Here is a 17,023-nt window from a genome sequence, read left to right as displayed (position 1 = left end):
GGCCGATGCGGACTACTCGGCGTTTTCCGGGGCTCCGGACTTGACAACAAGCGCCTCCGTGTCCGAAAAGCCCATCGCGGCCGCGGCTCCGGGCACGTTCGGGTAGTCGCGGTAGGACGTGATCTCGCCGTCCGAGACCGTCAGGATCCCCACCGACGACGCGAACTTCACCGCTGGGCCGGAGACCACCAGTTCCACCACGAATCCCGAGTCCGTCAGGGTGGTCGTGACCTCGGCGTGGGTCAGTCCGGCCGCCCGGGCCCGGACTCCGCCGTCGGTGAGAGTGGCCACGACCGCCTCCCGGCCTTCGATCCGCAGGCCGGAGAACGGCATTTCGAACACCACATCGGCGGCGAGGTGGCCGGCGAACGGGGCGGCGTCCAGGGAGGACATGCCCTCACGGACGAGGGCGGCGATTTCGGGCACGGTGCGAGTCATCGGAATTCTCCTGCCAGAATGGGCGTTGAATCGGAACGACGGACCCGCTTACGACGATACGGAACGCACGCTCCGGTTGTCAACGAGGAGACTCGATGGAGAAGATGCGCGCCGACGCGCGGCGCAACCGGGCCAAGGTGCTGGCCGCCGCCGAGGAGGCGTTCGCCGTCGACGGGCTGGCCGTGCCACTCGACGACATCGCGCGGCTGGCCGGCGTCGGGGCCGGGACCGTCTACCGGCACTTCCCCAGCAAGGAAGCCCTCTTCCAGGCCGTCGTCCTCGAACGCATCGAGCAGTTCGCCGCGGAGGCCCGCGAGCTGGTCACCGCCGAGAATCCCGGCGAGGCGTTCTTCGGCTACTTCGTCCGCGTCATCAAGCAGGCATCGCTCAACCGGGCCATCTGCGACGCCCTCGCCGAGTCCGGCGGGCACGCCTTCAAGGCCGGTGCGGGCGACGAGTTCCGTGCCGCGCTGGCCGAACTGCTCGGCCGGGCCCAGGCCGTCGGCGCCGTCCGGCCGGACATCGACGGCGACGACCTGCGGGCGCTCATCGTCGGCTGCCTCGCCGTCGAGCGGTACTCGCCGGGGAGCCGGCACCTGGTCCGCGTCGTCGTCGACGGGCTCAGGCCGCCTGAAGCCGATCCAGGTCGCGCAGCTTCCGCAGCGGCGAAAACACCATGACCGCCGCCGACGCCAGGACTCCCGCCGCCGCGATGTGCAGGGTTGCCCGCATGCCGAACGCACTGGCCAGCGCGCCGCCGAGGAGGCTGCCGAGCGGGGCGACGCCGAACACCAGCGTCTGCGAAATGGCGTTGACCCGCCCCAGCAGGTCCGGTGGCGTGACGGCCTGCTGAAAGCTCACTCCGAAGACGCTCAGCACGATGACGCTGAAGCTCGTGAAGAACCCGGCGGCGACGTAGCAGGAGAGCGCCCAGCCGCGGCCGGTGAGCGGGTACAGCTGGTAGGCCAAGCCGAACAGCACCGCCGCGAACAGCAGCGCCCGCGCCTGGCCGATCCGCTCGCCGAGCCACCGCGCGGTCAGCCCGGCGGTGAGGGCGCCGGTCAGCGACGCCGTCCCGAGCAGCCCGATCACCCAGGCGGACAGCCCGACCTCGCGGGCCAGGAAGACGACCACGATGGCCAGGTGGGCCGACTGGAAGAAGCTCGACACCGCGCCGTGCAGGCTGATCGCCAGCAGGACGCGGTCGCCGCGGACCAGGCGCAGTCCTTCGCCGATTTCTCGGAGCAGCCGCCGCTCACGCCGTTCGGGTAGCACGTCGGGTGTCGCGATCCTGCTCAGCCAGAGGGCCGACCACAGGTAGCTGACGGCGTCGACGGCCAGAGCCGCCGCGTTGCCGAGCGCCTGGACGATCAGCCCGGCCAGGCCGGGACCCGCGACCGCCGCCACCGAGCGGTTCGTCTGCAGCCGGGCGTTGGCTTCCGGCAGCTGCTCGAGTGGCACCAGCCGCGGGACGTAGGTCTGGTGGGCGACGTCGAAGAAGACGCGGAGCACGCCGGCCGCGAGGACGACGGTGAGCAGCTGGGCCAGGCCGAGCACGCCGAACAGGGCGGCGACCGGGACCGAGGCGATCAGCAGCGCCCGCCCGGCGTCCGCGGCGATCAGCACCGGGCGGTGGCGGATCCGGTCGCACCACGCGCCGACCTGCAGGCCGAGGACCAGGTACGGCAGGGTTTCCGCGGTCCGCAGCAGGGAGATCTCGAAGACCGACGCCCCGAGCGTGGTGGCCGCGAGCAGCGGCACGGCCAGGACGTCGATCCGGCTGCCGAGCTGGCTCACGAGGTCGGCGAGCCAGAGCCGCCGGAAGTCCGCGTTCCTCAGTACCCCCATGAACCCAAGCTGGCACGTGCGCGCAGCAAGCGCAAGAAAGTTGAGTCGACAAGACTCAATATGCACTTCCGGTAACAAGAAGTAAGATCAGCCCGAGTTATTCCTCGTACCTGCGCTACGCGTGGCGAGGGGGTGCCCGGATGAGTGGCCGACCTACCTGGGGCTCCGCCGCGGTCACCGGGCTGGCGGGGTTCGCCACCGGGCTGCTGGTGGCCGCGCTGCTCGTCGCCGGGCGCACCACCCCGCACCCCGCCGACACGACCGGCACCACTCCGCCGCCGACCAGGACCGTTTCCGCCGTGCCCGTCACGATGACCACGTCCGCGCCGCCGTCCACCGTCACGTCGGAGACGACTTCGCCGCCGACGACCACCACCAGCTTCGTCGAGGTCACGGTGGTGCCGTCGACGTCGTCGACCTCGGCCACGCCGACCTCGACGGCCAGCCCGTTGCCGTTGACCAGCGGATGGCGTGACTGAGCGGTGCAACCAACCGGGCGCGGGTCCCGTCTGGCCGGTATGCGCTGTATTCCTTGGATCGCCCTGGCCGCCGCCGTCACGGCGGGCTGTGCCGGGCCCGGGGCCGGGCCGGAGGTCGCCTGCCCGGCGATCGGCTACCTCACCGGCATCAGCCTGACGATTCCCCAGCCCGCGGGTATTTCGCGCGCGACGCTCGACGCGTGCTGGCGTGGCCAGTGCGTGACGCGCGAAGTCGTCCTCGGGCCCGACACCACCTCGGTCGCGTCACCTTGCACCGGAGGCCCGGACAGTGCCTGCGCCGCGTCGATGGTGCCGACCGGCGGCCTCCGCGGGTTCGCCGAGGTGCCCGGCCTGCCCGCCGAACCGGTCCGGGTCACCGTCCGGTTCGACGACGGCAAGCCGCACACCGCCGACATCACCCCGGCGTACAGCGAGCCGCACGGCGCCGCCTGCGGGAAGGTGGGGCCGCAGGCGCAGCTCGTGGCCGGTCCCGACCACGAGCTGCGGGCGGCTTAACCGACGTCCCGGCGTCGCCAGCCCAGCAGGCCGGCGGCCAGTGCGACGACCGCGATCGCCGTCAGCCACACCAGCGGGGTGGCGGCGAACTCCTGGCCGGGCAGCTTCGGCGGGTGCTGGAACGGCGAGACGTCCAGCACCGCCTGCGGCAGGTTCAGGACCGGGCCGAACAGGCTGAGCAGCAGCGCGAGCGAGCCGGTCGCCCACGCCGCGGCCGAAAAGCCCGGCAGCAGCCCGAAGATCGTCACGGCCAGCGCGACCACCACCCAGGCCGCGGGCAGCTGGACCCCCATCCCGGCGAGCGCGTCGCCGATGGATCCGCCGACGTCGCCGGTGCGCAACCCGTTGGCCAGGCCCATGAACAGCCCGCCGGTCAGCAGCAGTGCCGCCGTGCCGAAGAAGGCGAAAACGAGGTGGCTCCCGGCCCAGCGCAGCCTGCCGACGCTGGTGGCCAGCACCGGTTCGAGCCGGAACGCGGTCTCCTCGCTGCGCATCCGCAGGACGGCCTGGATCCCGTAGAGCGACGCGACCATGGCGAACATCCCGGCCATCGCGGCGAGGAACGCCTGGGTCAGCGCGTGACTGCCGCCGAGGCGCTCGAAGATCTGCTGGGCCTGCGGGCTGGAGCCGACGAGGTCGCCGATGCCGCTGGCGATCGAGCCGAACACCGCGCCGACGACGGCGGTCCCGATCGTCCAGCCGAGCAGCGGTCCGCGGTGCAGCCGCCAGGCGAGCGCGAACGGCGAGCGCAGGCCCGGCGCCGCCGTCGCCGGGCCCGGCCGCGGCGGCAGGATGCCGACGCCGACGTCGCGGCGGGGGAGCAGCCAGTACCCGGCCGCGCCGGCGACCAGCGCGAGGACCACCGGCAGCAGCAGCACCCACCAGCGTTCGGCGGCGAACGCCCGGACCTGCTGCACCCAGCCGATCGGCGACAGCCACGACAGCCAGCGAGCGTCCACAGTGGAATCTCCGGCCCCGCGCAGCAGGAAGGCCGCGCCGACCACGGCGGCACCGATCCCGTTGGCGGTCCGCGAGTACTCCGCGAGCTGGACGGCGACCGCGGCGACGGCGGTGAAGACCAGTCCTGCCAAGGCTTCCGCCGCGCCGAAGGCGAACGACCCCGCGGCGGGCAGGCCGGCGCCGATCATGGTGCCCGCCTGGAGCAACCCGATCAGCACGCTCGCGCCGCCGGCCACCAGCAGCGACGCCGTCAGCGCCGCGTACCGGCCGACAACCGCGGACGCGAGCAGCTCCGCGCGGCCGGTGTCCTCTTCGGCGCGGGTGTGCCGGGTGACGGTGAAGACGACCATCAGCCCGGTGAGCAGCGCGAGGAACCCGGCCATGCGCCAGGCGATGAACCCGCCGGCGGTCGTGAGGTCGAACGGCGGCCCGTAGAGCAGCGCGTACGACGGGTTGGCGTGCGCGCCCGCCTGCAGCGCCAGCCGGTCGGCGACGGTGGGGTAGAACTGCGTGAACGTGTTGACCGTGCTCGCCGGGACGACGCTGAGCAGCACGATCCAGATCGGCAGGACGACGCGGTCGCGGCGCAGCGCGAGCCGGGTGAGGTGCCAGGTGCCGGCGAGTTCGTGGGCCGGCGCCACCGCGACCGGGCGTTCGAGCGTCGCGGTCATTTCGCGCTCGCTTCGGTCGTGTAGTGGCGCAGGAACAGCTCCTCCAGCGTCGGCGGCTGGCTGACCAGGCTCCGCACGCCGACTTCGGTGAGCTGCCGCAGGGCTTCGTCGAGCGAGCGCGTCTCGACGTCGAAGCGGACGCGGTTGCCCTCGACCTTGAGGTCGTGGATGTTGGCCAGCTTCGTCAGCCCGTTCGGCGGCCCGGCGAGTTCGGCGGTGATCGACGTCCGGGTCAGGTGGCGCAGCTCGGCGAGCGTGCCCGACTCGACCGTGCGGCCGTTGCGGATGATGCTGACCTTGTCGCACAGCGCCTCGACCTCGGCGAGGATGTGGCTGGAGAGCAGCACGGTGCGGCCCTGCTCGCGTTCCTCCTGGATGGCGTACTGGAACGTCGCCTCCATCAGCGGGTCGAGCCCGGACGTCGGTTCGTCGAGGATCAGCAGGTCGACGCGCGAAGCGAGCGCGGCGACGATGGCGACCTTCTGCCGGTTCCCCTTCGAGTACGTCCGCCCCTTCTTCTTGGGGTCGAGGTCGAAGCGCTCGATGAGCTCGGCGCGGCGCTTCTCGTCGAGCCCGCCGCGCAGGCGCCCGAGCAGGTCGATCACCTCGCCGCCGGAGAGGTTGGGCCACAGGTTGACGTCGCCGGGCACGTAGGCCAGGCGGCGGTGCAGGCTCGCGGCGTCCTTCCAGGGGTCGCCGCCGAGCAGCCGGACGTCCCCCGAATCCGCGTGGAGCAGGCCGAGCAGGACCCGGACGGTGGTCGACTTCCCGGCGCCGTTCGGGCCGAGGAAGCCGTGCACCTCCCCGGCGGGTACCTGCAGGTCAAGGCCGTCGAGGGCCTTGGTCCGGCCGAACGACTTGTGCAGGCCGGTGACCGAAATGGCGTTTTCCATGGTTCGGAAGCTACACTCGCTTCACGAAGTTGTGAAGTTAAGAAAATGTCTAGATCGAGTGATCATGGGGGCCGGGTACGGGAGGATGGGCCGATGACGACGCCTGACACGAAGCGAGATGAAGACGCCGTCCGCCGGTACGTCGAAAGCCTCGGGCTCGTGCTTTCGCAGATCGGGATGCAGCGCATGTCCGCGCGGGTGTTCGCCGCGCTGATGACCACCGACGAGGGCCGCCTGACCGCCGCCGACCTGGCCTCGCAGCTGCAGGTCAGCCCGGCGGCCGTCTCCGGTGCCGTGCGCTACCTCGAGCAGATCGGCCTGGTCGCCAAGGAGCGCGAGCCCGGCGAGCGCCGCGACCACTACCGCCTCTACGACGACCTCTGGTACGCGACGTTCATGAAGCGCGACCGCATGATCATCATGTGGCGCGACGCGGCCGAGAACGGCATCGACGCGCTCGGCGAGGACACCCCCGCCGGGAAGCGGCTCGCCGAGATGCGGGACTTCCTGTCCTTCATGCTGGAGGAGCTCAACGGCATGTACGAGCGCTGGCATCGGCTCCACGAAGAGAAGAACGCCTAAAGCCCGGCGAGCAGGACGTCCGCCAGCCGGTCGGCGCGGTCGGCGGGCTCGCGCTCTTCGAACGTCGCCAGGAAGGCCTGCTGGAAGCACGCCCCCAGCAACAGGGCCGCGGCCGCCTCGACGTCGGTCTCCGCCTTGACCCGGCCCAGCGCCTGCTCGGCGCGCAGGTAGCCCGCGACGCCCTTCAGGAGCACGTGGGGGCCGTGCTCGCCCAGCCGTTCGCGGTGTGACCGCAGCAGCTCCCGCGAGGAGAAGACCGACACCGCGATCGGGAACCCCTCGAGGTAGAAGGCGAGGCCGAGCCGGGCGAGGCGGACCAGGTTGTCCCGCAACGGCGCCCGGCCGGGGTCGGCGGTCAGCTCGTCCAGTGCGGCGCCGAGCGCGGGCAGCTGCTCGCCCATGACGCTGAGGAACAGGTCGGTCTTGTCGCGGAAGTGCTTGTAGAGCATCGCTTCCGAATAGCCGGCGGTCCGCGCGATGACCTTGGTGGTCGCGTGGGCGTAGCCCTGCTCGCGCATCACCTTCGCGGCCGCGGCGACGATCTCTTCGCGGCTTCCCATGGCGGCTCCTGAGTGCGTTCTCAGCTCGGTTAGTGAACACTCACCCTACCTGGTGAGTGTTCACTAACCGAGGAGGAACCACCATGCGGATCACTGTGCTGGGAGCCACCGGCGGCGTCGGCGGCGAGGTCGTCAAGCAGGGCCTGGAACGCGGCTGGCACGTGACGGCCGTCGTCCGCGACTCCGCCCGGCTGCGGCTGCCGGCCGAGGTCGTCGTCGCCGGGCTGAAGGACCACGAGAAGCTGGCGGCCGCCGTCGAAGGCCGCGACGCGGTGATTTCGGCGGTCGGCTCCCGCGACCGCGGGCCGACCACGGTCTGCGCGGACGGCGCCCGCGCGGCGATCGAGGCCGGGGCGAAGCGCCTGCTGGTCGTCAGCGCGAGCGGCATGCACACCGAGGGGGACGGCTTCTTCACCCGCACGCTCGTCAAGCCGCTGCTCAACACCTTCCTGAAGCACGGCTGGGCGGACATGCTCGCGATGGAGGACGTGGTCACGGCCACCGACCTGGACTGGACGATCGTCCGCCCGCCGATGCTCCTGAACGGGCCGCGCACGGGCAAGGTCGCGAGCCGGCTCGACGGCAACGTCCGCACGTTCACCATCCGGCGCGCCGACGTCGCCGCGTACCTGCTCGACGCCGTGGCGGATCCCACGCTGATCAGGGCGAAGGTTTCCATCGCCCACGGCTAGCTTCAAGGCCATGGTGCTCCTGGCTCAAGCTCTGTACGTCAAACGCACGACCCCGCGTCTCCCGGGCGCCGCCGGCCCCACCGAAGGACTCGTGCCCGGTGACGGCGAACCCTTCCGGCTGGCGGTGCTCGGGGAGTCCACGGTGGACGGTGTCGGCGCGGCCGACCACGAGGAAGCGCTCACCGGCTGCCTCGCCCGCGAGCTGGCGCGCGACGGCCGGGCCGTGCGCTGGCAGGCGGTCGGCCGGACCGGCGCCAACGCCCGGGTGACGCGCGCCGAACTGGCTCCGCTCGTCCGCCCGGCCGACCTGGTGGTGATCGCCCTCGGCGTCAACGACACCATCGAGCTCCGGACGGCCGCGGCCTACCGCCGTGACCTCCTGCGCCTGGTGCTCGACCTGCGGCGGCGGCTCGGCCCGGTGGACGTCCTCCTGGCCGGGGTGCCGCCGATGTCCCGTTTCCCGGCGCTGCCCCGGCCGCTGCGTGACGTCCTGTCCGCCCGGTCGACGGCGCTCGACCGGGCGGCCGCGACCCTCGGCCACGTCCCCGGCGTCCGGCACCTCCCGATGGACCCCGCCTTGCTCGATCCCGCGGCCTTCGCGTCCGACCGGTTCCACCCGGGACCCGCCGGTTACGCCCGCTGGGCGCGGACTTTGGCACTTTCCGTGATCAGTTAGGCGCCCTGCGTCGACTTGAGAAAAAGTTCGCCGGTTCGTGTATCTGGCGGTGCCCCCACTGCGTCCTGTGGAGCAGCCAAGCACGAAGGACGCGACAGGGGGTGTCGAGTTCGGAGAGAACGCGGTGACCGGGAGCCGAGGGGGCTGCCGGACACCGTCGGCCGGGTGCCCTTCGGGGGAGGGGACGCCCGGCGGGGTCCGTTGGGGAGCGGGCCCTTGAGGGAGGGGAGTACCGGCCGGCGCGGGACCACGAACTCGCACCGGCCGGTACCTCCCGTTTTGACATTTGACCGGTAGTGCACGACCGACGAAGTAAGTGACTTGATGTATCCGAGATCCACCTGCACGCTCCTTCCCCCCGAAGGACCCGCGATACTGCCATTGCCGACTCGAAGAAGCATCCGAAGAGGGGCAGATACGGTGACCGACGTGCAAACCACAGAGGTAGACCCGCCGTGGGAGGGCCTGACCGGCGCCGAGCTGCACGCTGCGTGCATGCAGGCCGCCCGGGAGGGCGACCGCCGGGCCATGGCCCGCCTCGTCGAAGAACTGACCCCGCTCGTCTGGCACGTCGCGCGTGGCAACGGGCTCGACCGCTCGGTGGCCGAAGACGTCGTCCAGACCGTCTGGCTCGCCTTGTTCAGCCAGCTCGAGAAGCTGCGTGACCCCAAGGCCCTCGCCGCGTGGCTGATCACCACCACCCGCCGCGAGGCCACGCACCCGTTCGGCCGCCGCATGCAGCCCGTGCCGCTCAGCGACGAAGTCGCCGAGGCGATGCCGAGCACCCAACCGGCACCCGAAGACGAAGCCATCCGCGCCGACCGCGACCGCCGGGTCTGGCGCGCCTTCGTCCGGCTGCCCCACCGCTGTCAGGACCTGCTCCGGCTGACCGTGCTCGCGGGTCGCGCGGAGTACCAGCTCGTCGCCGAGGCGCTGCACATGCGGCGTGGCAGTGTCGGCCCGACGAGGGGGCGCTGCCTCGACCAGATGCGCGATCTGCTCGCCAGTGAAGGGGGAAGCCGATGAACGAGCTCGGGACGCCTGGAGAGGCCTTCACCGACGAAGTGATCCTGGCCGGCATCGGCCGTTTCCTCGACGAACTGGACCCGCCACCGGGTGACCTGGTGCAGCGGGTCCAGTTCGCGCTCGCCCTCGAAGACCTCGACGTCGAGGTCGCCCGGTGGGAGCGGCTGGACAACCTCGCCGGTGTCCGCGGCGGCGCCACCGGCACGATCACGTTCACCGTCAGCGACCTGACGGTGATGATCAACCTGACCAAGATGGGCAAGCTGCACCGCATCGACGGCTGGCTCGTGCCGGCCGGCCAGTACGGCGTCGAGGTGCGCGTCGCCGAGCACGGCACGACGTCGACGACCGCCGACGAAGGCGGCCGGTTCGTGCTCGACAACGTGCCGCGCGGGACGACGCAGATCCTCGTGCACCTGGGTGACGTGTCGTGCCGCCGGACCGTCGTGACGCCGACGGTCGTGCTCTAACCCAGGAAGTCGGCCAGGGGGACGGGCGTGAGCCCGTCCTTCTTGGCCTGCTCGACGAACGCCGTGTAGTCCTCTTTGAAGGTCTTGCGGAAGTGCATCAGCACGATGTCGCCCGGCTTGAGCTTGTCGCCGGACTGGAACTGGACGTGCCCGTCGTTGACCGCGGCCGTCCACAGCACGGCGACGCGCATCCCGCAGGTGGCCGCCGCGCGCAGGGTGTTCTGGTCGTAGTTGCCGAACGGCGGCCGGAAGATCGACGGCCGCACGCCGAGTCCCTTCTGGAAGTCGTCGGCGTCGTCGCAGATCTCCTTGCGCTGGAACTCCAGCGTCTTGCCCTTGAGGTTCGGGTGGTTGACGGTGTGGTCGCCGAGCGTCGCGCCGGTGGCGTCGAGGATCTGCTTGAAGTAGGCCTCGTGGCCCTTCACGTACTTCTGGTTCAGGAACAGCACCGGGTGGGTCGCGTTCTGCCGCATCAGGTTCAGCGCGTCGGGGCCCTGCACGGCGCCGTCGTCCATGGTGAGGAAGACGTACGGCTTGTCGGTGGTGATCCGGCGGACGAGCGGGACCTCGCCGTTCGCCACCGCGGGGGCCTTCTGCTGCACCGAGCCGAAGGGGTACGGCCCCGCCGCCGCCACGGCGGGCCCGGGGCCACTGCCGGGTGCGGGGTTGGGCTGGCTGGTGACCACCTCCTGCCGGTCCGGCTCGTGCGCCGAACAGGCGGTGAGCGTCAGCGCGGCCGCGGCCACGATCGCTACCACACGTCTCATCTTTCGCATCCCCCTTCTTTCGGGAGGTCGTGAAGACCACCCGAAAGAGTGACGTGCGAAGGGCGGGGAACGTTGCGCCGAGGATCTTGGTGTGGTCCGGCGCACCCAGGTCAGCGCCCGGTTTCGGCCGCCTTGACCAGCTTGGCCGAGAACAGGCCGATCACGGCCTTGAGCCCGGCGGCCAGCGCGGGTCCGGTGCCCCGGACCGGCTCGGTGAACGACCCGGTCCACCGCAGGTGCGTCCCGCCGCCGTCGGCGGGCGTGAAGAGCACCTCGGCCCGGTAGTCCTTGAGGGGCTTGGGGCCGGCGAACGTGTAGACGTGCTTGCGGCCGGGTTCGTACTCGAGCGTCTCCTCGCGGATGAGCACCGGCCACATGCCGACCTCGCGGACCGCGCCGACGCCGTCCGGCTCGGCGTCGCCCCGGCGTGCCCAGCGGGCCTGCACGATCAGTGGCTTTCCCCACTCCGCCCAGCGCGGGCCGTCCGCCTCGAGCGCGAACAGGGCCTCCGGCGGTGCGGTGCTCGTGCGGTTGACCTCGAAGGAGTACCTACGGCCCACCGGAACCTCCCGCTTTGTTGACAGACTGATAATTAATCCTCTCGCGCAGCGTAGGTCAAGATGAGGGGGTGAGCACGCCGCGTCCCGACCTCGCCGCGCCGCACTGGCTCGTCCAGCTGCTCCGCAGCAAGCCGGTGCCGGTGCCGTGGAACATGGTCGCCCGCGCCGTCGTCGCGCTCACCGTGCCGCTCGCGGTGGCCTACGCGGCGGGAGACATCGCCGTCGGCGCGCTCATCTCGACCGGCGCGCTCCCCGCGGTGCTCTCCGAATCGGCCGGGCCCTACCGCTACCGCGCGCGCAGGCTGGGCGGCGCGACGCTGGCCGCGACCGCCGGCTACCTCGCCGGGCTGCTCACCGGCGGCACCCCCGCGCTGTCCGTGCCCGCGGTGATCCTGGTCGCCGCGGTCTCCGCGCTGGTCAGCGCGGCCGGCAGCAACGCCTCCGTCGCCGGGCTGCAGATGCTGGTGTTCTGCGTGCTCGCCACCGGGCAGCACGCGACCGGCGTGCGCGTCGAAGTCCTGTTCGGCTACTTCTGCCTCGGCGCGGCCTGGAGCTTCCTGGTCGCGCTCGCCAGCTGGACCTTCCGGGCGACCAGCCCCGAACGCACCGCCGTCGCACACGTCTACGTCGAGCTGGCCGCGATGCTGTCGGCGACCGACGAAGCCGTCTCCCGCGTGGCCCGCCACCGGCTGACCACGGCGATGAACACCGCCTACGACCAGCTGCTGACCGCGCGCTCGTGGCTGTCCGGCCGCGACGCCGCCTACCGGCACCTGCTCAACCTGCTCTCGGCCACGACCCCCGCGGTCGAGGCATCGGTCGCGATGGTCAACGCCGGCCGCCGCGCGCCCCAGCAGGTCATCGACCACTTCGTCGCGCTGTCGGCGTCGGTGCTGGCCGGCCAGCCGCTGCCGGAACCGCCGCCGATGCCGCCCGGCGACCCCGACCCGGTGCTCACCGCGCTGTACGCCGGCCTGGTCCGGATCGGCAAGGGTGACGACCGCAAGCGCCGCGCGCCGACGCCCTGGTACCGGCGGCTGCGGGAGTGGGCGGGTTCGCTCGCGTCCGGCCCGCTGACGTGGGTCGCCGCGCTGCGGCTGACGCTGTGCGTCGCGATCGCCGAGGTCGTCGGCCTGCTCGTGCCGCTGGAGCGGTCGTACTGGATCACCCTGACCGTCGGCATCGTGCTCAAGCCCGACTTCGGGTCCGTCTTCGGCCGCGCGGTGCTGCGCGGGATCGGCACGGTCATCGGCGTCGGGATCGGCGCCGTCGTGCTCGCGCTCGGGGCGCAGGGCTGGGTGCTGGTGGTGCTGAGCGCGGTCTTCGCCGGCGGCATCGCGGTCGGGAAGGTGCGCAACTACGGCGTCCAGAGCGCCTTCGTGACGCCGTTGATCATCCTGCAGATGGGCCTGGCCCACACCGGCAACTGGTCCGTCGTGCTCGCGCGGCTGGTCGACACCGCGCTGGGCTGCGTGATCGTCCTGGTCTTCGGCTACCTGCTGTGGCCGGGCAGCAGGCGGCCGCAGGTCGGCGGGCGGCTGGCCGACGGGCTGGACGCGGTCGCGAAGTACGTCTCGCACGCGCTGGTCGAGGCGTCGTCGGGGGAGGCCCGGCTGACTCGGTCCCGGGCCCGCCGCGGCGCCTACCGGGCACTGGCCGACCTGCGGACGGCGTTCCAGCAGGTCGTCGTCGAGCCGTCCGCGAACGGCCGGCAAGCCGTGGCGTGGTGGCCGGTGATCGCGGCGCAGGAGCGCGTCGCGGACGCCGTCACCGAGGTCGGCGTGACGATCGGGCGGGGCGTGCCGCCACCGGACCCGGGTGAGGTCGAGCTGCTCACGGCCGCTCTGGGCGAACTCGCGTCGGCCGTCCGGGAACAACGCGAGCCACGGTCGATGCCGCTGCCGGACGCGCCGCGGCTGTCCGGTGTGGTCGACCAGCTGGAGTCGGCGTTCGACGCCGTCCGCGGGCCGGACCTGACGGAACGCCGCCCGCCGCGGCTCGTCCGGCGGTTCCTGCCCTACCCCAGGCGCACCTGACGCTCCTGCGGTTGGATGTACCCATGGGAATCGACTTCGAGGCGTTGAAGGGCAAGGCCGAGGAGGCCCTGCGCGAGCACAACGACAAGATCGAGGAAGGCCTCGACAAGGCGGCCGGCTTCGCCAAGTCCAAGTTCGCCGGCCACGACGAGCAGATCGACAGCGGCATCGAGAAGGCCAAGGACTTCCTCAACAAGTTCGACGACACACCGGACACCCCGGACACGCCCCGGTAGCCCGCTACTGGACTTCGCCGGTCGCGATGCCGTCGGAGAGGCCGGTGATCCGGCCGCCGCGCTCGCCGAGGGCGATCAAGCCCTGGCGGGCGTCCGGCGCGGACAGGCTGATCCGGACGCCGGCGCGTTCGACGTCCAGGCCGGCCGCAAGCGCTTGCGTGCCTTCGTATCCCGCGTTGATCGTGGCCGCCAGGCCGCCGGTCGACGCGAGCGAACCCCGCGCCGCGCCGAGCCGGCCGAGCGCTTCGTCGACGATCGGCAGCAGCGCGTCCCGGTTGCCTTCGGTCATCGCGCGCACGAGGTGCGGGTTCGACCCCGCGACGCGCGTGCCGTCGCGATAGGACCCGGCCGCCAGTGACATGGCCAGCGGCCCGCCCTCGGCGCCGATCGTCGCCAGGATCGCCGCGAGCAGGTGCGGCAGGTGTGAGATCCGGGCGACGGCCTCGTCGTGCGACTCCGCGGGCAGCGGCACGACGTGCGCCCCGATGTCCAGCACGAGCTTCGTCACCTCGGCCCAGGCCTCCAGGTCGGTGTCGTCCTCGACGCCGACCACCCAAGCGGCGCCTTGGAACAGCGCGGCGTCACCGGCCAGCCAGCCGGAGTTCGACGTCCCCGCCATCGGGTGCCCGCCGACGTACCGCGTGTACGGCACGCGACGGCGGACGGCGTCCAGGACCGGCGCTTTCACGCTGGTCACGTCGGTGAGCAGGCAGTGCGACGCGTGCTGGGAGACCAGGCGCAGCAGGTCTTCGACGGCGGGAAGCGGCACGGCGAGCACGACCATGGCGTCCTCGGCCGCGGCTCGGTGCAGGGCCGCTTCGACGTCCGTCGTGACGTCGTAGCCCGCTCTGCTCGCCGCGTCGGCGTCCACTTCGGATACCGCGGCGCCGAACGCCGTGCGGCCGCTCGCGGCCGCCGCGCGCAGCAGCGAACCGCCGATCAGCCCGAGCCCGATCACGCATACGTCTCGCACGGGGCCCATCCTGCCAGTGCCGAACGCTTCTCGGGCTAAAGCGCCGCCGCGAGCCGCGTCCCCTGGTCGATGGCGCGTTTCGCGTCGAGTTCGGCGGCGACGTCGGCGCCGCCGATCAGGTGCACCGGCAGCCCCGCCGCCCGCAAGTCGTCCGCGAGGTCCCGCACGGGTTCCTGACCGGCGCAGACGACGACCGTGTCGACTTCCAGCAGCCGCGCCACGCCGTCGACGGTGATGTGCAGGCCGTCGTCGTCGATCCGGTCGTAGGTGACGCCGGGAAGCTGCTCGACGCGCTTGGCCTTGAGCGCGGCCCGGTGCACCCAGCCCGAGGTCTTGCCGAGCCCGGAACCGATCCCGGACTTCTTGCGCTGCAGCAGGTACACCTGCCGCGGTGACGGCTCGGGCTTCGGCGTCCCGAGCCCGCCCGCCGCCTGTTCCGGGTCGGTGACACCCCACTCGGCCAGCCACGCGCCGAGGTCGAGCGCGGGCGAGTCCGCGTGTGTGAGGAACTCACTCACGTCGACGCCGATGCCGCCGGCCCCGATCACCGCGACCCGCTCGCCGACCGGCTTGCCGTGCCGGACGACGTCGACGTAGGACAGCACCTTCGGGTGGTCGATCCCGGGCAGCGACGGCACGCGCGGCACGACGCCGGTGGCGAGCACGACCTCGTCGAAGCCGGTCAGGTCGTCCGCCCGCACGCGGGTCCCGAGGTGCAGTTTCACCCCGGTCACCTCGATGCGCCGCTGGTAGTAGCGGATGGTCTCGGCGAACTCCTCCTTGCCGGGGATCTTCCGCGCGATGCCGAACTGGCCGCCGATCTCGTCGTCGGCTTCGAACAGTTCGACGCTGTGCCCGCGTTCGGCCAGCGCGGTCGCTGCCGACAGCCCGGCGGGCCCGGCGCCGACGACGGCGACGTGCTTCGACCGGCGGGTCGGCGCGAGCGTCAGCGTGGTTTCGTGGCCGGCGCGCGGGTTCACCATGCAGGACACGAGTTTCCGCTTGAAGGCGTGGTCGAGACAGGCCTGGTTGCACGCGATGCAGGTGTTGATCTCGTCTTCGCGCCCGCTCTCGGCCTTCCGGATCCACTCGGGGTCGGCGAGGAACGGCCGAGCCATCGACACGAGATCGGCGTGACCGGCGGTCAGGGCTTCCTCCGCGACCTGCGGCATGTTGATCCGGTTCGACGTGACGACCGGGATGTCCACGTGCGGCTTGAGCTTCCCGGTCACCCAGGTGAAGGCGGCGCGCGGCACCGACGTCACGATCGTCGGGACGCGGGCTTCGTGCCAGCCGATGCCGGTGTTGATGATCGTGGCACCGGCGGCTTCGACGTCCTTGGCGAGCGCGACGACGTCTTCCCAGCGCTGGCCGCCCGGGACGAGGTCGAGCATGGAGAGCCGGTAGATGATGATGAAGTCGTCCCCGACCTTTTCGCGTGTCCGCTTCACGATCTCGACGGCGAACCGGCGGCGCTTCTCGGGCGTACCGCCCCAGGCGTCGGTGCGCTTGTTGGTGCGCTCGGTGAGGAACTGGTTGATCAGGTAGCCCTCGGAGCCCATGATCTCGACGCCGTCGTAGCCCGCTTCGCGCGCGAGAGCGGCGCAGTCGGCGAAGGCGCGGATCTGCTGACGGACGCCGTAGCCGGTCAGCGCGCGCGGCCGGAACGGGTTGATCGGCGCCTTGATGCTCGACGCGGACACGCTCAGCGGGTGGTAGGCGTACCGGCCGGCGTGCAGGACCTGCAGCGCGATCTTGCCGCCGGCTTCGTGCACCGGCGCGGTGAGCTGCCGGTGTTCTTTCGCTTCGGCGGACGTCGTCAGCTTGGAGGCGAGCGGCAGCAGCCAGCCGGTGCGGTTCGGGGCGAACCCGCCGGTGACGATCAGGCCGACGCCGCCGCGGGCGCGTTCGGCGTAGTACTCGGCCAGCTGCGGGAAGTGCGCGGCCTTGTCTTCCAGGCCGGTGTGCATCGACCCCATCAGGACGCGGTTGCGCAGCGTCGTGAAGCCGAGGTCGAGCGGGCTGAGCAGGTGCGGGTACGGGCTCATCGGGCGTCCTTCGGGTGGAGGGCGGCGAGTACCTCGTCGAACCACTCGACTTGGCCCTCTTCGACGCGGATGCCGCCGCGCAGGACCAGGTACTGGTGCAGGTGCTGGCCGGTCAGGGCCGACGGCGCGGGGAAGTCGCGCTTCTCGATCTGGCGGTAGACGTCGAGACGTTCGGCGTGTTTCGCGCGGTGCCGGACGATCTCCTCGGCCACCTTCGCCGGGTCGCCGAAGGTCGCGCCGCGGATCTTCACCGCGAGTTCGACCGGCCCGGCCGACGGATCGGGCGCGGCGAGCCAGCGAACCAGCTCGGCGCGTCCGGCGTCGCTGACGGTGTGGACCTTCTTGTCCGGGCGGCCCGACTGCGCGACGACGGCGACGGCGACCCAGCCCGCCTCTTCCATCCGCTTCAGCACGCGGTAGATCTGCTGGTGGGTGGCGCTCCAGAAGAGCCCGATCGACTTCTCGAAGCGGCGCGTGAGCTCGTAGCCCGAACCGGCGCGCTCGGACAGCGAGACGAGGATCGCGTGCTCCAGTGCCATCGTCCGAGGGTCCTATGCAACGAGTTGCAGTGCAACGAGGCACACATCACTTC

General features: G+C 71.7%; 20 protein-coding genes. 10 read left to right on the top strand and 10 right to left on the bottom strand.

Annotated elements, in window-relative coordinates; all coding sequences use genetic code 11:
• Window positions 1–12: 12 nt before the first annotated feature.
• The gene (locus CF165_RS01065; RefSeq protein WP_240521415.1) at window positions 13–438 is read right to left on the bottom strand and encodes a nuclear transport factor 2 family protein; all 426 of its coding nucleotides are present in this window, start codon (window positions 436–438) and stop codon (window positions 13–15) included.
• Window positions 439–533: 95 nt separating this feature from the next.
• On the opposite strand from CF165_RS01065, the gene CF165_RS01060 reads away from it, so the two are divergent.
• Window positions 534–1,118, top strand: a complete 585-nt coding sequence (locus tag CF165_RS01060) for a TetR/AcrR family transcriptional regulator (protein WP_093945488.1) — start codon at window positions 534–536, stop codon at window positions 1,116–1,118.
• Here the strand turns inward: CF165_RS01060 and CF165_RS01055 are convergent.
• The gene (locus CF165_RS01055; RefSeq protein ID WP_093945487.1) at window positions 1,060–2,286 is read right to left on the bottom strand and encodes an MFS transporter; all 1,227 of its coding nucleotides are present in this window, start codon (window positions 2,284–2,286) and stop codon (window positions 1,060–1,062) included. The two genes, CF165_RS01060 and CF165_RS01055, sit on opposite strands and share 59 nt — an antisense overlap.
• A 140-nt stretch (window positions 2,287–2,426) precedes the next feature.
• Here CF165_RS01055 and CF165_RS51995 point away from each other — a divergent pair, with 140 nt between their 5' ends.
• Window positions 2,427–2,765: a hypothetical protein gene (locus CF165_RS51995; RefSeq protein WP_158226728.1), complete on the top strand. Its 339-nt coding sequence runs from the start codon at window positions 2,427–2,429 to the stop codon at window positions 2,763–2,765.
• A gap of 39 nt (window positions 2,766–2,804) precedes the next feature.
• A complete protein-coding gene (locus CF165_RS01045; protein ID WP_093945485.1) occupies window positions 2,805–3,281 on the top strand; it encodes a hypothetical protein in 477 nt (158 codons plus the stop codon).
• Here the strand turns inward: CF165_RS01045 and CF165_RS01040 are convergent.
• A complete protein-coding gene (locus CF165_RS01040; protein ID WP_093945484.1) occupies window positions 3,278–4,912 on the bottom strand; it encodes an ABC transporter permease in 1,635 nt (544 codons plus the stop codon). The genes CF165_RS01045 and CF165_RS01040 overlap by 4 nt on opposite strands.
• The gene (locus tag CF165_RS01035) at window positions 4,909–5,805 is read right to left on the bottom strand and encodes an ABC transporter ATP-binding protein (protein WP_093945483.1); all 897 of its coding nucleotides are present in this window, start codon (window positions 5,803–5,805) and stop codon (window positions 4,909–4,911) included. The genes CF165_RS01040 and CF165_RS01035 overlap by 4 nt, the downstream gene beginning before the upstream one ends.
• A 93-nt stretch (window positions 5,806–5,898) precedes the next feature.
• On the opposite strand from CF165_RS01035, the gene CF165_RS01030 reads away from it, so the two are divergent.
• Window positions 5,899–6,387 carry a GbsR/MarR family transcriptional regulator gene (locus CF165_RS01030; protein WP_093945482.1) on the top strand — a complete coding sequence of 163 codons (489 nt, stop codon included), beginning with the start codon at window positions 5,899–5,901 and terminating at the stop codon, window positions 6,385–6,387.
• Here the strand turns inward: CF165_RS01030 and CF165_RS01025 are convergent.
• Window positions 6,384–6,947, bottom strand: a complete 564-nt coding sequence (locus CF165_RS01025) for a TetR/AcrR family transcriptional regulator (protein WP_093945481.1) — start codon at window positions 6,945–6,947, stop codon at window positions 6,384–6,386. The genes CF165_RS01030 and CF165_RS01025 overlap by 4 nt on opposite strands.
• Before the next feature lie 83 nt (window positions 6,948–7,030).
• Between CF165_RS01025 and CF165_RS01020 the strand changes: the two genes are divergently transcribed.
• The 4 genes from CF165_RS01020 (at window position 7,031) to CF165_RS01005 (ending at window position 9,811) form a co-directional block, all read left to right on the top strand.
• On the top strand, window positions 7,031–7,639 hold the full coding sequence (locus tag CF165_RS01020) for an NAD(P)-dependent oxidoreductase (protein WP_093945480.1): 609 nt from the start codon (window positions 7,031–7,033) through the stop codon (window positions 7,637–7,639).
• Between the two features lie 10 nt (window positions 7,640–7,649).
• Window positions 7,650–8,315: an SGNH/GDSL hydrolase family protein gene (locus tag CF165_RS01015; RefSeq protein WP_093945479.1), complete on the top strand. Its 666-nt coding sequence runs from the start codon at window positions 7,650–7,652 to the stop codon at window positions 8,313–8,315.
• 420 nt (window positions 8,316–8,735) lie between these two features.
• The gene (locus CF165_RS01010) at window positions 8,736–9,341 is read left to right on the top strand and encodes an RNA polymerase sigma factor (protein WP_093945478.1); all 606 of its coding nucleotides are present in this window, start codon (window positions 8,736–8,738) and stop codon (window positions 9,339–9,341) included.
• Complete coding sequence (locus CF165_RS01005) at window positions 9,338–9,811, top strand: hypothetical protein (protein ID WP_093945477.1); 474 nt, start codon at window positions 9,338–9,340, stop codon at window positions 9,809–9,811. Before CF165_RS01010 ends, CF165_RS01005 begins: the two co-directional genes overlap by 4 nt.
• Here CF165_RS01005 and CF165_RS01000 read toward each other — a convergent pair.
• Window positions 9,808–10,587 carry a polysaccharide deacetylase family protein gene (locus CF165_RS01000; protein WP_240521414.1) on the bottom strand — a complete coding sequence of 260 codons (780 nt, stop codon included), beginning with the start codon at window positions 10,585–10,587 and terminating at the stop codon, window positions 9,808–9,810. The genes CF165_RS01005 and CF165_RS01000 overlap by 4 nt on opposite strands.
• Before the next feature lie 101 nt (window positions 10,588–10,688).
• On the bottom strand, window positions 10,689–11,138 hold the full coding sequence (locus CF165_RS00995) for an SRPBCC family protein (protein ID WP_093945476.1): 450 nt from the start codon (window positions 11,136–11,138) through the stop codon (window positions 10,689–10,691).
• Window positions 11,139–11,206: 68 nt separating this feature from the next.
• Here CF165_RS00995 and CF165_RS00990 point away from each other — a divergent pair, with 68 nt between their 5' ends.
• The gene (locus CF165_RS00990; protein WP_093945475.1) at window positions 11,207–13,174 is read left to right on the top strand and encodes an FUSC family protein; all 1,968 of its coding nucleotides are present in this window, start codon (window positions 11,207–11,209) and stop codon (window positions 13,172–13,174) included.
• 23 nt (window positions 13,175–13,197) lie between these two features.
• Entirely contained in the window at window positions 13,198–13,410 is a 213-nt protein-coding gene (locus CF165_RS00985; protein ID WP_093945474.1) for an antitoxin, read from the top strand.
• Between the two features lie 4 nt (window positions 13,411–13,414).
• Here CF165_RS00985 and CF165_RS00980 read toward each other — a convergent pair whose 3' ends face one another.
• The 3 genes from CF165_RS00980 to CF165_RS00970 are packed head-to-tail and all read right to left on the bottom strand — an operon-like array spanning window position 13,415 to window position 16,970.
• Window positions 13,415–14,368 carry a prephenate dehydrogenase gene (locus CF165_RS00980; RefSeq protein WP_093945473.1) on the bottom strand — a complete coding sequence of 318 codons (954 nt, stop codon included), beginning with the start codon at window positions 14,366–14,368 and terminating at the stop codon, window positions 13,415–13,417.
• A 50-nt stretch (window positions 14,369–14,418) separates the two neighbouring features.
• A complete protein-coding gene (locus CF165_RS00975) occupies window positions 14,419–16,431 on the bottom strand; it encodes an NADPH-dependent 2,4-dienoyl-CoA reductase (RefSeq protein ID WP_093945472.1) in 2,013 nt (670 codons plus the stop codon).
• Window positions 16,428–16,970: a PadR family transcriptional regulator gene (locus CF165_RS00970; RefSeq protein WP_093945471.1), complete on the bottom strand. Its 543-nt coding sequence runs from the start codon at window positions 16,968–16,970 to the stop codon at window positions 16,428–16,430. Before CF165_RS00970 ends, CF165_RS00975 begins: the two co-directional genes overlap by 4 nt.
• Between the last annotated feature and the right edge of the window lie 53 nt (window positions 16,971–17,023).

The organism is Amycolatopsis vastitatis, assembly GCF_002234595.1.
GTDB lineage: Bacteria > Actinomycetota > Actinomycetes > Mycobacteriales > Pseudonocardiaceae > Amycolatopsis > Amycolatopsis vastitatis.
The sequence above is the reverse complement of the archived record's forward strand: the minus strand, read 5'-3'. Positions and strand labels throughout refer to the sequence as shown.

Coding starts and splice junctions, on each gene's coding strand:
- CF165_RS01065 (WP_240521415.1), bottom strand. CDS start 438: ATGACTCGCACCGTGCCCGAAATCGCCGCCCTCGTCCGTGAGGGCATG.
- CF165_RS01060 (WP_093945488.1), top strand. CDS start 534: ATGGAGAAGATGCGCGCCGACGCGCGGCGCAACCGGGCCAAGGTGCTG.
- CF165_RS01055 (WP_093945487.1), bottom strand. CDS start 2,286: ATGGGGGTACTGAGGAACGCGGACTTCCGGCGGCTCTGGCTCGCCGAC.
- CF165_RS51995 (WP_158226728.1), top strand. CDS start 2,427: ATGAGTGGCCGACCTACCTGGGGCTCCGCCGCGGTCACCGGGCTGGCG.
- CF165_RS01045 (WP_093945485.1), top strand. CDS start 2,805: ATGCGCTGTATTCCTTGGATCGCCCTGGCCGCCGCCGTCACGGCGGGC.
- CF165_RS01040 (WP_093945484.1), bottom strand. CDS start 4,912: ATGACCGCGACGCTCGAACGCCCGGTCGCGGTGGCGCCGGCCCACGAA.
- CF165_RS01035 (WP_093945483.1), bottom strand. CDS start 5,805: ATGGAAAACGCCATTTCGGTCACCGGCCTGCACAAGTCGTTCGGCCGG.
- CF165_RS01030 (WP_093945482.1), top strand. CDS start 5,899: ATGACGACGCCTGACACGAAGCGAGATGAAGACGCCGTCCGCCGGTAC.
- CF165_RS01025 (WP_093945481.1), bottom strand. CDS start 6,947: ATGGGAAGCCGCGAAGAGATCGTCGCCGCGGCCGCGAAGGTGATGCGC.
- CF165_RS01020 (WP_093945480.1), top strand. CDS start 7,031: ATGCGGATCACTGTGCTGGGAGCCACCGGCGGCGTCGGCGGCGAGGTC.
- CF165_RS01015 (WP_093945479.1), top strand. CDS start 7,650: ATGGTGCTCCTGGCTCAAGCTCTGTACGTCAAACGCACGACCCCGCGT.
- CF165_RS01005 (WP_093945477.1), top strand. CDS start 9,338: ATGAACGAGCTCGGGACGCCTGGAGAGGCCTTCACCGACGAAGTGATC.
- CF165_RS01000 (WP_240521414.1), bottom strand. CDS start 10,587: ATGCGAAAGATGAGACGTGTGGTAGCGATCGTGGCCGCGGCCGCGCTG.
- CF165_RS00985 (WP_093945474.1), top strand. CDS start 13,198: ATGGGAATCGACTTCGAGGCGTTGAAGGGCAAGGCCGAGGAGGCCCTG.
- CF165_RS00975 (WP_093945472.1), bottom strand. CDS start 16,431: ATGAGCCCGTACCCGCACCTGCTCAGCCCGCTCGACCTCGGCTTCACG.
- CF165_RS00970 (WP_093945471.1), bottom strand. CDS start 16,970: ATGGCACTGGAGCACGCGATCCTCGTCTCGCTGTCCGAGCGCGCCGGT.